Consider the following 12,971-nt stretch of genomic DNA (forward strand, 5'->3'; position numbering starts at 1 on the left):
ACCTTTATGAAAATGACTTGTGCGCACTAGTCATTTAAACAACTTGATGCTATTATGAAATATACACAAACAAAAAGTAAGTACGCACTTTAAAGTAATGTAGGTACTAAAAAGTAATAATTGAATTTGGAGGCTGTTTTCATATGAAAAAATATAATATTCCTGTAGAAGCGGCACTTGAAGTAATCGGCGGAAAATGGAAAGTCGTCATTTTATGCCATCTTATAAAGGCAAAAAGAAGAACCGGAGAATTAAAGCGGCTAATGCCAGGAATTACACAAAAAATGCTGACTCAGCAGCTTCGTGAACTAGAGGATGACGGTGTGATTTTACGCGAAGTTTATAATCAAGTTCCACCACGGGTAGAGTATTCATTAACCGATTATGGGTGGTCTCTAAAGCAGATTTTAGATTTACTTTGTGCTTGGGGCGAGCTTCATATAGAAAAAACATATCCTAATAAAGAAGATGTGCTGATCAAAACCGAAGAATTGGAGCAAGTTTAACTAATCGAATTTAAACGTTTGTTTAAGTCAGGCAGCAAAATGCTGTCTTTTTTCTTGATTTATTAGTTTTATCTACAAATTAATAATCCCTCTTTTGACGAAATACATTATAAAAATGAAAGTCATCCATAAGGGGGAATCGCGATGGACTACTGCCGTTTAACTGAGGATGAGATGCTTTCAATCATCCAGAATGGCTTGAAACAAACCGGTACTCCAAAAAAAATCATCGTGGCCGGTGCTGGGATGGCGGGCTTAGTTGCTGCTTCCCTTTTACATACTGCCGGACACGAAGTCCAGCTATTAGAAGCTTCCCAGCGAGTAGGAGGCAGAGTCTATACGATCAGAAACCCCTTCACTCACGGTAATCATCTAGAAGCAGGCGCTATGCGGTTTCCTGTATCACATAAGCTTGTTATGGCCTACATCAAGAAATTTAATCTGCCAATTCAGGAATTCTTTAATTCTCAGCCGCATGACTTAATTTATGCAAATGGTGTTATGACAGAAAATGAAACGTATGAAAAAAATCCTGATTTGCTTGGATACCCTGTTACTAATAGTGAAAAGGGAAAAACAGCAGAACAGCTCATGAAATATGCACTGCAGCCTTTGATTGATTTTCTCGAACAAGATTCAGACAAAAATTGGCCGATTATCATCAAAAATTTTCAAGGGTATTCATTGGACAACTTTTTAAGAAACAATCCTTTTGGCCGCTCTCTATCGTCAGGTGCAATTGATATGATTAAAGTACTGCTATCGTTAGAAGGTTTACCTGAGCTTTCATTTCTGGGCGTATTTCGCGACATCCTCATCATTTTCATTAACCCAAAATTAAAATACGTAGAAATTATAGGAGGGAATGATCAGCTTCCTAAAGCATTTCTTCCCCAATTGAAAAACCATATTTTTTTCAGGCAAAAATTAACCCGTATTGTCCAGAATCAAAAGAAAGCGACTTTATATACGGAAAGTACCCTCACTTCTCACCCCTATATGTTTGAAGCAGACAAAGTGATAATTACCATTCCTTTTTCCGTGTTGAACTTTGTCCAGATAGAGCCGTTTAACTCCCTTTCGTATTACAAAAGAAAAGCAATCCGCGAACTGCATTATGTACCTTCCACTAAAATTGGGATCGAATTTAAACACCGTTTTTGGGAGAAAAATGGATTGTCTGGCGGAAAGTCAGTAACCGACCTTCCTTCTCGATTTACCCATTACCCTAATCAAAAACGAGCTAAAACCTCATCAGGTGTAGTAATTGGCAGTTATACATGGGAAGATGACACAGTACCATGGAGAAGTTTTTCAAATGGAATGAGGGTAAAAGAAGCGCTGCATTATTTATCTCTTTTTCACGGACCGCAAGTATACGAATATTTCGTTACTGGCCACGCTCACAGCTGGTCACTTGATCCGCATACTGGAAGGGCATTTACGATGTTCAAACCGTATCAAGAAGAAGAAATCTATGAGGCCATCAAAGCTCCCGAGGGCAGGCTGCACTTTGCCGGGGAACATACTACACTGAAACATGGATGGGTAGAAGGTGCGATCGAATCCGGGATTCGAGCAGCTATGGAAGTGAATGATACTTAAAAAAGAAATGACTCAAAAGTGAATGGACCACTTTTGAGCCTTTTTTTGTTAATTTTGATTCATTTTGAACCTCAACTTGAAAAATTGATACTGAATTCCACTAATCTTGGTCACAAACCTTAAAAACAGTTCTTACTCCACAAATTAAGCTTTGATTTTTAATTAATTCCACGGTAACGGTCATTTTTCCCACGGTAAATCGAAATAATTACACGTTATTTTCAATAATTCCACGTTATTTTGCATATAACCACGAGCCGACAACAATCGACAACATTCAAACCGGATTACAAAACTAAACTACTCTGAAAGATACCTCTCTTGTATAATGTTTCGGTGATGTAATTCATGTCCTGCAATAATCGTAAGGAGCGCACGTGCTGACACTTCCGTATTATTGGCAGTGCCTTTTCGCATTAAATTCTCTTCACTTAAACTTTTTAGTAAATGAATGGTGGATTGTCGAACACAGGCAAAATGATCCAGCAGTTCTTTTAAAGTCAGATTATCAAAATTCGCTACTTCCACATATTTGTTTTCATCATAACCCGGCAATGATACTGTTTCTCCCCTAGCAATGCAGAGGAGTCTGTAGCTCATTATCCGCTCAGTATCCGTAACATGGCCGATCACTTCTTTTATACTCCACTTGCCCGGCGCATACCGATGTTCACTTTTATGATCTGTCAAAGCGCTTAACATCATCACAGTTTCTTTCATTTGCTTTTCTAAAATCTCTGCCATATTTCCTTCAGGCACTAATTTCACATACGAAGCATAATAATCTGCGTATTCGTAAGCAGAAGGCATATTCTCCATGTTTACCACCTCTTTTTAGTTTGTTTTTGTAATTCGCTTTTTAATAGATAATCCCTTCAATTCATTTCCTCTCATCTTCTGTGAAAGATTAAACTGTTATAAAAAACGAAGAAATGATGTTCTAGCTGGGATGGTAGTTGGACTCGCCCTGATCCACCTTCTCCATTATTGCATGTGTTCATCCGATTGTAGGATTATATGCACGATCCTATTAAGTAAATTGTTCTAAAAAAGCTAGCCTATCGTTCAGGCTAGCTTCTTTTCTTTATTATTTGAGTATCTGCCAAATGTCCTCAGGTCCACCGCCGACATACCAGGCCGCTGTTCCCCTTAGATGAAATTCTTTTACTAGATCATAGCGATATTGCATTGATTTCTTATCCTCAATCCAAATCTGATGCTTTTCAGCATTTTCATAAAATTCTACATAGTTTTGTAAAGTTTGTGGATCCCATTTATTTCTGAGTCCTTTTTCTTTTATAAGCTTTTCTGTTTCTAATATTGTCCGATCGATGCTTCTTACTTGACCTGATGAATTAGTTATCCATTCACGGGTATAAAAAGGAACACCAAGAATGATTTTATGTGCAGGTACTTCCTTCATTAACAGCTCTATGCCTTCACGTGTCCATGGAATAGACGCAACAGAACCTGCCTTTTGACTGGTTGCCCAATGCTCATCATATCCCATCATAATAATATAATCAGCTGCCTTTCCAAGGGCAGCTCTATCAAGGCTTCCTGACCAAAATGGATCTGCATTTTCTCTGCTCACATCAACAGAAACGGCAATGTCATAAGAATTAAGCGATTGTTTGAGTTCCTGAATAAATACAACGTAATCTTGTTTATTCTTAGGATCGATATTTTCAAAGTCTACATTAATACCCTGACTTTTTGTAAGCACTAGTGATTTTGTTATCAAATCAATTACTTTTTTGCGTTTCACAGAATCTGAAAGAATCGCATCAGTCAATTCTGGATCAAACTTGTTTCCAAAAAGGGGCCATACCTTCTTCCCTGCTTTATTAGCAGCACTTGCATAGCGCCTATCTTCAGAAATATTCACCATATTTGTATCGCTTAACGTGTACCATCTTGGCGAGACCACATCTAATCCTGAGATGTTAAGCTGCTTTGTGTACGAACCTGTTGTCCCGTTATATTTCCAGCCCAGATTAAAACGGTTTAGTTCCTCCACTTCAATTTCTGAACTCTTAACCCAGCCCGATTTTCCGCTCAATAGCTGAAGTTTATAAAAACCCTCAGGAATTTTTAATTCTTCTCCTGCCTTTAGAACAATCGCATTTAAATAATTGTATTTTATTAACCTATCCATTGAAACATTATATTGTCTCGAAATCTTCCATAGTGAATCAGACCGTTTCACACGATGATAAGCCGTATCTTGCGGAATAACTAATGGCTGCCCGACATATAATCGTGTTCCCAAAATTTTATTCGTTCGCTGTAACTCACTTACAGTTACACCATAGTGCTTTGCAATAAGATAAAACGTTTCCCCCATCGCTACATAATGCGTTTGAGAAACAGGAGGACTTGCCTTATGTTTAATGATAGGAAATTCATCACTTTTCATTACCTTTGTAACAACTTCTGCATTTGATTTTGGTGTTTTATAAATAATCGTTTTATCAGTTGATATTGCTCCAACTGCAATATTACCCGCTGCATTTGCCATATTTGAAAAACAGACAGTGCCTATAAAATTTATTGTTAAAATTAATACAAACCTATTCACAGCCTCTGCCCCCAGATTAACGTAACGATACTAATACTTAAATAGATTACAATCTGTCTGCAGGAAACTTATACAGGTACTTATTGGAAATCCAAATTACAGCAAATCGACAGCACCTGTGAGTGGTAAAGTTTGGTGTGCAATGCTTTTTTCTACTATCATTTATTCTTTCTGGTTTACAATAAGGAGAGCAGATCAATTTTAAAGGAGCACGACATTATGACACAAAATGCACTTAAGGAAAAAATCCTTTCGGTATTGGAAGATAAAATAAAATTAATCAAAAAAGATGAAGGTGCCATTTATTTAGTTGGACCGATTCGTCTTCCAGTTAATCTATATGGAGAAACCGTTGTTTTCCAATGGTATTGCTGGCTTCAAGGCTGTGATCAGACAGATAATTTTGAGGAAGTGATCGAGCGCCTTTCTTCCGCGAATCTCGCTGAATATCAGCAATCCAGCGTATTAGTGTACGGGGATTTCGAATATAATGAAGATGCTCTGATCCGTATGCACTCTATTTGCCATACAGGCGATATTTTTGGCAGTAAACGCTGTGATTGCGGCTACCAGCTGAAACAATCCATGCAAATGATTGTGGAACACGGTACAGGAGCTTTGTTCTACTTAGCCAATCATGAAGGAAGAGGCATCGGTCTTTTCAGTAAAGCAATGGCTTATCTTCTTCAAGAAAATGGACAGGATACAGTTGAAGCGAATGAAAGCTTAGGTTTCGTGGATGACTCCAGAAACTACGGTGATGCCATTGAAGTATTAAAAGCGCTTCGCTCAAAACCGGTTACACTTATTACGAACAATCCGAAAAAACTAGAAGCCCTTAAAAAGTCTGGTCTTCCTGTTGCGGGAAGAACACCAATTTGGGGAGATATTTCAGAATTCAACGAGAAGTATCTTCAAACAAAGATTAATCGTTCGGGACACATTCAAGAAGATGGGGTTTTTACGAATGAGTAATCATGAATTTTACATGCAGCTTGCTTTAGACAATGCTTTAGCAATGAAAGGTCAGACTGATCCCAATCCGCTGGTAGGCGCCGTGATCGTTAATGATAATCGTATCGTTGGTGTTGGGGCGCATCTAAAAGCTGGTGAGCCGCACGCTGAAATTCATGCCATTCGAATGGCCGGAGATAAAGCCAAAGGCGGAACAATCTTTGTAACACTGGAGCCATGTTCTCACCATGGACGTACAGGACCGTGTGCTGTTGCAATTGTTGAAGCCGGCATCAAAAAAGTGGTTATTGCCACATTAGACCCAAACCCTCTTGTTGCCGGAAATGGCGTGAAAATTTTAAGAGATGCAGGGATTGAAGTGGAATCTGGTATTCTTGAAAAAGAATCAAAGCAAATGAACGAAGTTTTTAATAAGTTTATTGTTGAAAAGGTTCCTTTTGTTACGCTTAAGTCTGGTATCACTCTTGATGGCAAAGTAGCAAGCCATACAAATAACAGCAAGTGGATTACTTCTGAAGAAGCACGGCTGGACGTTCATAAGCTAAGAAATGAGAATGCTGCAATTTTAGTTGGAGTGAACACTGTTTTACACGATGATCCTGAACTCACAACAAGAATTCCAAATGGCCGCAACCCGATCCGAGTCGTTTTAGACTCAACTTTAAGAATTCCGCTGAACGCAAAGCTAGTAACGGACCGTAAAGCAGAAACCTGGATTTTCACTGCCGAAAACTGCGATGTCACTAAAAAAGAACAATTAGAGGCTTTTGGGATAAAAGTCTTTATTACTGGGAGTACTCAAGTGAACCCGGAAGATGTAGTTGAAATCCTAGGTGAAAACTTAGTTTCTTCCTTGATGATCGAGGGCGGCGGAACAATAAATGCTTCTTTTTTTGAAGAAGGATTAATTGATAAAGTGATTTTATACGTGGCTCCAAAATTAATTGGCGGTAAAGAATCTCCATCATTCTTTGGTGGCACTGGAATCGACAAAATGGCAGATGCCATTGAACTTACGAAAATGACGGTAACCCCAATCGGTCCTGATTTCAAATTTACAGGGTACCCAAAATATACAAGATAAGAGGTTTTAATGATGAAATTTGGATTTGATATCGATGACACACTCATTAATTTAAGACAGCATGCATTTTCGATATACAACAAAAATTTAAAACAAGAAGTCCCTTTGGATATATTTCATAAAATTAAAACGCTGGAGATCCATGAAGCATTTGGTTTAACAGCAACAGAGGGAAATCAAATGTGGCGTGACTCGATGGAAGAAATCTACTTCACAGACTGCCCCCTATACCCGGACGCTCTAGAAATCTTGCAGGAGCTCGATAAGCAAGGCCATGAAATTTACTACATTACTGCGAGACCTGCAGAACATTGTGAACGCACGAAGCAATGGGTAGAAGAAGCAGGATTCCCTGTCCAAGAAGGCAGGTTTTTTTGCGGGATGAAAGATGAAGAAAAGATACACACGATTAAAGAGTTGAATTTAGACTTCTATTTTGATGATAAACCGAATGTATTAGAAACACTCACAAGTGAATCTGTTCAGTTGTACGTACGAGACCAATCCTATAATCAGCATGTGGATATGCCGAGGCTAACGAATTGGTCAGAGTTAAAAGAGATTATGAAGAAAACAGAAGAAAAAAAGTAACAGCACTCCACAAGTGCTGTTTTTTCTTTATCTTTCAAATAAAAAAATAGGCTTTTATCATTAACTTATTTACTTAAACTTTCATATGATGTTTTACATTGTATAAAGGAGTGTTGGAATATGTCGAAAGAAAAAAAACATGAGAGTTCATCAAGTTCATGTTCTTCAAGCTCTTCTTCAAGTGGTAAAGGCAAATGCAAACACGAAAGTTCATCAAGTTCTTCTTCAAGTGGTAAAGGCAAGGGTAAGGGTAAAGGCAAAGGTAAGGGTAAAAAAGACAAGGGTAAACACGAAAGTTCATCAAGCTCTTCTTGCTCTTCTTCAAGTGGTAAACATAAGGGTAAATGCTGAGTCATTTTCTAAATAAGCCTTCTACCCCAATCATAAAAGATAGGTTGGGGTTTTTATCGTTTTACTTAATAAGAATGGCGGTGCTCTTCAGTTGCTAGATGTTAGAAAATCACGTTATGGCAGAGGTGTTTTTGCGACAATAAATATTCGAAAAGGCGTATTGTTTCATGAAGCTCCTGTCATTGTATGCCCAGAAGATCAATACAAACGACTTAAAATGACGGCGCTTCGAAATTATTATTTTAATTGGGGTGAAGGGGTTGCCATAGCATTAGGATTTGGTTCGTTGTTTAACCATTCGTATAAACCCAACGCTCGATTTGAAAATAACTTTAAAAAACAAACGGTAGATTTTTACGCGCATAAAAACATAAAAGCAGGTGATGAAATCTTCGTTAATTATAATGGAGACCCAGATGATCAAGATTCTTTATGGTTTGAAGTTACCTAGAAACATAAAAAAACAGCACTCCATGGTGCTGTTTTTTTATATATTCGTAAAATCGTACACGGGAAACTGAAAAGAAAAGCTTGTTCCTTTTCCAACCTCACTTTTAACCTGGACAGTTCCTTTCATAGCCCGTATTACACTAAAAGCAACCATCATCCCGAGTCCTGTTCCATTTGCACCTTTTGTTGAATAATAGGGTTCCCCTAATTTACTCAATTGTTCTTTTGTCATCCCGACTCCAGTATCTTTGATTTCTATCATTACTTTATTTTCTTTTCTGATCATTGAAATGTACAGAGTTCCGCCATCAGGCATAGATTCTATTCCATTCTTGATTACATTTAGTAAGCATTGGCTAAATTTTTGCCCATCTCCTAATACATATATGGAAGGGATGAATTGAGCGGAAATGAGAACTGAATGCTGATTTGCTGTCGGAATAAGAAAGGAGATAATCTGACTTAATTCGTGCTGGATGTTTAGTTCTTCCATGGAATCAATTGTTGGTTTTGAGAAGGTTAAATAATCTTGGATGACTTTTTCTGCTGAATCAAGTCCTTCTTTTATTAAATTCAAGTACTCTTTCTGTTTATCTGGAGGAATTGAACCTTTTTCTAGTAATTGGACAAACCCTTTTGAAACGGTAAGGGGATTTCTAATTTCATGTGATATAGCAGCTCCCATTTGTTCTACTGCAGCAAGCTTTTCAGATTTGAATAGTTGCTGTCTCATATGTAAATCAGACCGTACAAATTCAATCGTACAAGAAATAACAAGCATACTTAGCGGCGGAATGAATAAGAAAGCAAACAATGGATCCAAATGATTCTGCTCTAATTTCACGATTTCCATAACCGTAATCGTCGCTATGCTTGATAGTAAAGTAATTCCGATTGAGATCATTACTCTGCACTTAGAAGATCGTTTCCAGAACCTGGGGTAAATCCACCATAACAGCAACCCTAGAGGACCATATATAAATACATTTATGATAAAACCAAAGTCTATTCCGTAAAACCCTCTTATGATAATAGAAGCAATCGCCAATATCGGACCTATTCCTACGTATAATCCACCAATAATAACAGGTACTTCTCTTAAATCAAAACGCGTATTATCCGTTAATTCATAAGCAAAAGCGATACAAGTCCATACTGCAGCAATCCCGCAGACAACCGTAGCCGTCTTGGAAATTTGTGATTCTTTTTTCTTTATTGACCAGACAATACATACAAAAATAAACAGCATTAATAAAGACAGGTTGAACAATAAATGTTTCGTTATTTCCAATACGTTCACCCTCCATAAGACCTATTATAAAAATTTTACATTTAGTGCAAAAGGATAACAACATCTTTTTATATAAACATTCCTTATTGCTATTTAATAGAATTATTTGTTATCTTTTATTAAGCTGGAGGTACTTAACATGATGACATTTATCTTTCTATGTGCTTTAGTAGTCGGTCTTTTTATAGAATTGTTTCAAAAGTATGTTCTAGGAAAAAAAGACCCTGAAATTGAAGATCTATGGAAAGAACTAGATCAAGAAGACTGGTATAACGAGCTTTTAAAAGATAAAGAGTTTAAAGAATGGATTTTGCTTGATAAACAAAAGGGATTATTAAAAGATCCGTACTATGTTCGGAAAATCATTGATCATAAAGGTCACCGCGATGGATTCATTACTTACTTAAATGAAAAAGCGAAATAATTCAGATGCGCTCCTATCGTTCTTTAGAAACCTTGATGGAGGGCTGTCGTTTAATGGCACATCCTGTCGACTCGCGGGTATATTTAAAAATCCGCGAGATTATGGGTTAAATCTGCGAGATTATCCAAATTTTCGCGAGATTATGCTTCAAATTTGCGGGATTACTTAAAAAGGCACTATAAAATCGGACCACCATAAGAAAAAGAGAGCTCCTCAGCTCTCTTTTTTTGCCTTTCCCTCTTAATGAATGCTGCCATTCATCTCTTTTATACGATTTACTGTCTCTTGATCAAGCATTTTAATACATTCTGTAAGCAGCTTTACCGCATGATCTAAATCATCTCTATTGACCATAGAAACATGGCTATGGATATACCTGGACGGCACACTTAATACAAGTGTTGGAATTCCTCCATATGCAAGGTGAAACTTACCTGCATCTGTCCCCCCGCCTGTCATGATATCAATTTGGAACGGAATACGATGCTGTTTGGCAATTCCTACAACAAAATCCCTTAACTTCGGATGCGGGATCATCGTTGCATCAAAGAATCCTAGTAAAGGACCATTTCCTAACTCTGAGGCTCCTTCTTGTTGAGACATACCTGGAGTATCCGCTGCAACCCCTACATCCAAAGCAAATGCTATATCAGGTTTAATCGTGTTGGCTAATGTCTGTGCACCACGGAGACCTACTTCTTCTTGTACAGTAGCTCCGGCATATAAAATATTAGGAAGGGTCTCTTCCTCTTTAAGCTTCTCGAGTGTCTTAATTGCAACGTAACAGCCTGCCCGATTGTCAAAAGCTTTTCCTAACAGCATTTTAGGATTTGGCATAACCTCAAATGGACAAACAGGAGAGATTGGATCTCCTACTTGAACGCCAAAACTTTCTGCTTCCTCTCGGCTTGTCGCTCCAATATCAATAAACATTTTATCCGTTTCTAGCACATTCTTTCTTTCTTCAAAGGAAAGAACATGCGGTGCTTTGGATCCAATTACTCCCGTTAAATCACCATTTCGTGTGATTACTTTTACTCGCTGTGCCAACATTACATGACCCCACCATCCGCCTAAAGGCAAGAAACGAAGGAACCCATCTTTTGTGATGTGGGTGACCATAAGTCCTACTTCGTCCAAGTGGCCAGCTATTAAAATCTTCGGCCCTTGAGAACCAATCCTTCCAACAACACCGCCTAATTGGTCTGTTTCAATGTCAGACGTACTTTCAGATAAACGGTCCCGAACCAATTTATGTACTCTTGCTTCAAATCCTGATGGACCATACGTCTCTGTTAACTCTTTTAAAAGTGTTAAATCTTTATCCATAATATCCCTCCTACTTTGTTAGTATGAGAGTTTGAATGTGTTTTAATGCACCAAATAAAAATAGCAGCTCCGCGTTATGGAGCTGCTTACCGTATTTTACTTTATTCTTAAGGACAGCAAGGAGCTTTTTCGCTCTTCTTCTCATTTTCACAGCAAGATTCATCATTGCTATTTACTTCAATGATTTCTACTCCGCAACATCCATCTTCATTTTTGTTTCCTAAGAGGATTTTTACAATACTCATGATCATCACCTCCTTTCACTGAAAAGATATTTATACGAGATAAAAAATGAAACCAGAAACAGTAGACATCGTGATCACTGAAAGTACAAAAGTTAGTACGAGTTCCTTTTGAAAAATAGATTTTAACAAAATGACTTCTGGTAAACTAGCTCCTGCTGAACTAATGATGAGTGCCATGACTGGACCTAGAGCCATCCCTTTCGCAATCAGAACTTGAGATATTGGAATCATGCTGGATAAACGAATATACAACGGAATTCCAACGATAGCTGCAATAGGGACAATCCACCATTTGTCACTTCCAAATGTTGCAGCGATCCAATGAGTTGGTACAACTCCATGAATGACAGATCCAATTAATGCACCAATGATTAAGTAAGGGTAAACACTTTTCATTAAAGCTAATGTTTCTTTTAATGCTGCTTTTACATTGAAGGATTTCGTTTCTTCCTCGTAACCCTTCATCACCACGTTTTTTACAAACTTTTCGAATCCAAATGCTTCGAGTGCAAATCCGATAATAACTGAGAAAACAGCTGTGATAATGGTATAAATAATCGTCACCTTCCACCCTAAAACGACTCCCATAATCGTAATAATTGTCGGATCAAGAACTGGAGAAGAAAACAAGAAAATCATAACAATAGAAAATGGCATTCTTTTCTTCAGCATGTTAACGACAACTGGTATTGTGGAACATGAGCAAAATGGCGTTACGAATGCAAAAAGAAGTGCAAATGCTGCGGCAACCCCTTTATTCCTGCCGCTTAAATACTTCTCCACCTTTTCATATGGAATATAAGCTTGCACAAGATTGACTACAAAAGAGATCACAACAAACAAAACGGTAAGCTCGATGGCGATACTTAAAAAACTTTTAAATGTTTCAGCCCACATAATTTTTTCCTCCTCTAATTATGAACAGCAAATCGTTTTACATTGATCCGTTGATTTTTTCATTCCTTTAAAAGAACTAATTTTTTTGAAAGCTGAATAGAAAACTGAGATTCTCTTCTCCCCATTTTTTCTTTTCCAAGCTTCCACTGATACTTTAGACAGCTCCTTTTGAGTGTGTTCCATCATTTTTTCTAAGTAATAAATATTCATTTACTATTCCTCCTTTAAAATTACATCAAAATAATTTGATTTATTCATCAAAAAAAATTGATGTTTTACTCGAAGCGAAATACTTATAGTACTCCACTTTTAACTGCATGAAGGTAAAAAAACACAGCATAGCTGGTCAGATAAAATGGCCTTTACACCTTCTAGATTTAACGAATAGTAATTCCAGGTTCCTCTTTTTTCTTTATTAACAAGCTCAGCATCCAGCAATATTTTCAGATGATAAGAAAGCTTCGACTGCGGCATATCAATTAAAGGTGTGAGATCACAGACACAAACACTTCCTTTTGTAGCAAGGATATGAATAATCTGGAGTCTTTGTTGGTCTGCCAGCGCCTTAAACTTTTGTTCATATTTTTCAAAGTCTACGTTCGTATTCGTTTCATTTAATAAAGGGAATTCTTTATTCATGTT

General features: G+C 37.5%; 16 protein-coding genes. 7 read left to right on the forward strand and 9 right to left on the reverse strand.

The features are described from left to right. The first annotated feature begins 143 nt into the window (after window positions 1-143). Entirely contained in the window at window positions 144-506 is a 363-nt protein-coding gene (locus tag RGB74_RS16595) for a winged helix-turn-helix transcriptional regulator (protein WP_310760397.1), read from the forward strand. A 144-nt stretch (window positions 507-650) separates the two neighbouring features. Beyond that, window positions 651-2,111: a flavin monoamine oxidase family protein gene (locus RGB74_RS16600; RefSeq protein ID WP_310760398.1), complete on the forward strand. Its 1,461-nt coding sequence runs from the start codon at window positions 651-653 to the stop codon at window positions 2,109-2,111. 300 nt (window positions 2,112-2,411) lie between these two features. Here the strand turns inward: RGB74_RS16600 and RGB74_RS16605 are convergent, their stop codons facing one another. Both RGB74_RS16605 and RGB74_RS16610 read right to left on the reverse strand, forming a co-directional pair. After that, window positions 2,412-2,930: a DinB family protein gene (locus RGB74_RS16605; protein WP_310760399.1), complete on the reverse strand. Its 519-nt coding sequence runs from the start codon at window positions 2,928-2,930 to the stop codon at window positions 2,412-2,414. A 268-nt stretch (window positions 2,931-3,198) separates the two neighbouring features. Further along, window positions 3,199-4,692 carry a glycosyl hydrolase family 18 protein gene (locus RGB74_RS16610; RefSeq protein ID WP_310760400.1) on the reverse strand — a complete coding sequence of 498 codons (1,494 nt, stop codon included), beginning with the start codon at window positions 4,690-4,692 and terminating at the stop codon, window positions 3,199-3,201. Window positions 4,693-4,911: 219 nt separating this feature from the next. Between RGB74_RS16610 and RGB74_RS16615 the strand changes: the two genes are divergently transcribed. From RGB74_RS16615 to RGB74_RS16625, 3 genes are read left to right on the forward strand one after another with little or no spacing between them, the layout of a single operon-like run. Then, window positions 4,912-5,667 carry a GTP cyclohydrolase II gene (locus tag RGB74_RS16615; RefSeq protein WP_310760401.1) on the forward strand — a complete coding sequence of 252 codons (756 nt, stop codon included), beginning with the start codon at window positions 4,912-4,914 and terminating at the stop codon, window positions 5,665-5,667. Then, on the forward strand, window positions 5,660-6,751 hold the full coding sequence (gene ribD / locus RGB74_RS16620; RefSeq protein ID WP_310760402.1) for a bifunctional diaminohydroxyphosphoribosylaminopyrimidine deaminase/5-amino-6-(5-phosphoribosylamino)uracil reductase RibD: 1,092 nt from the start codon (window positions 5,660-5,662) through the stop codon (window positions 6,749-6,751). Before RGB74_RS16615 ends, ribD begins: the two co-directional genes overlap by 8 nt. A 12-nt stretch (window positions 6,752-6,763) precedes the next feature. Beyond that, window positions 6,764-7,342, forward strand: coding sequence for a 5' nucleotidase, NT5C type (locus RGB74_RS16625; RefSeq protein WP_310760403.1), 579 nt, complete (start codon window positions 6,764-6,766; stop codon window positions 7,340-7,342). A 65-nt stretch (window positions 7,343-7,407) separates the two neighbouring features. Here the strand turns inward: RGB74_RS16625 and RGB74_RS16630 are convergent, their stop codons facing one another. Further along, window positions 7,408-7,698 (reverse strand): hypothetical protein, encoded by a 291-nt coding sequence (locus tag RGB74_RS16630; protein WP_310760404.1) that lies wholly within the window; start codon window positions 7,696-7,698, stop codon window positions 7,408-7,410. An 86-nt stretch (window positions 7,699-7,784) separates the two neighbouring features. Between RGB74_RS16630 and RGB74_RS16635 the strand changes: the two genes are divergently transcribed. Next, on the forward strand, window positions 7,785-8,144 hold the full coding sequence (locus tag RGB74_RS16635) for an SET domain-containing protein (protein ID WP_310760405.1): 360 nt from the start codon (window positions 7,785-7,787) through the stop codon (window positions 8,142-8,144). A 36-nt stretch (window positions 8,145-8,180) separates the two neighbouring features. Here RGB74_RS16635 and RGB74_RS16640 read toward each other — a convergent pair whose 3' ends face one another. Further along, the gene (locus tag RGB74_RS16640; RefSeq protein ID WP_310760406.1) at window positions 8,181-9,434 is read right to left on the reverse strand and encodes an ATP-binding protein; all 1,254 of its coding nucleotides are present in this window, start codon (window positions 9,432-9,434) and stop codon (window positions 8,181-8,183) included. 139 nt (window positions 9,435-9,573) lie between these two features. Between RGB74_RS16640 and RGB74_RS16645 the strand changes: the two genes are divergently transcribed. After that, complete coding sequence (locus tag RGB74_RS16645; RefSeq protein ID WP_310760407.1) at window positions 9,574-9,858, forward strand: hypothetical protein; 285 nt, start codon at window positions 9,574-9,576, stop codon at window positions 9,856-9,858. A 240-nt stretch (window positions 9,859-10,098) separates the two neighbouring features. Here RGB74_RS16645 and RGB74_RS16650 read toward each other — a convergent pair whose 3' ends face one another. From RGB74_RS16650 to RGB74_RS16670, 5 genes are all read right to left on the reverse strand, one after another. Continuing rightward, window positions 10,099-11,187 (reverse strand): M42 family metallopeptidase, encoded by a 1,089-nt coding sequence (locus RGB74_RS16650; RefSeq protein WP_310760408.1) that lies wholly within the window; start codon window positions 11,185-11,187, stop codon window positions 10,099-10,101. Window positions 11,188-11,294: 107 nt separating this feature from the next. Then, on the reverse strand, window positions 11,295-11,432 hold the full coding sequence (locus tag RGB74_RS16655) for a hypothetical protein (protein ID WP_310760409.1): 138 nt from the start codon (window positions 11,430-11,432) through the stop codon (window positions 11,295-11,297). 30 nt (window positions 11,433-11,462) lie between these two features. Then, the gene (locus RGB74_RS16660) at window positions 11,463-12,329 is read right to left on the reverse strand and encodes a permease (protein ID WP_310760410.1); all 867 of its coding nucleotides are present in this window, start codon (window positions 12,327-12,329) and stop codon (window positions 11,463-11,465) included. An 18-nt stretch (window positions 12,330-12,347) separates the two neighbouring features. Then, complete coding sequence (locus RGB74_RS16665; protein WP_310760411.1) at window positions 12,348-12,539, reverse strand: hypothetical protein; 192 nt, start codon at window positions 12,537-12,539, stop codon at window positions 12,348-12,350. A 99-nt stretch (window positions 12,540-12,638) separates the two neighbouring features. Beyond that, window positions 12,639-12,968 carry an ArsR/SmtB family transcription factor gene (locus tag RGB74_RS16670; protein WP_310760412.1) on the reverse strand — a complete coding sequence of 110 codons (330 nt, stop codon included), beginning with the start codon at window positions 12,966-12,968 and terminating at the stop codon, window positions 12,639-12,641. Window positions 12,969-12,971 lie beyond the last annotated feature (3 nt).

The organism is Bacillus sp. NEB1478 (assembly GCF_031582965.1).
Taxonomy (GTDB): domain Bacteria; phylum Bacillota; class Bacilli; order Bacillales; family Fictibacillaceae; genus Fictibacillus.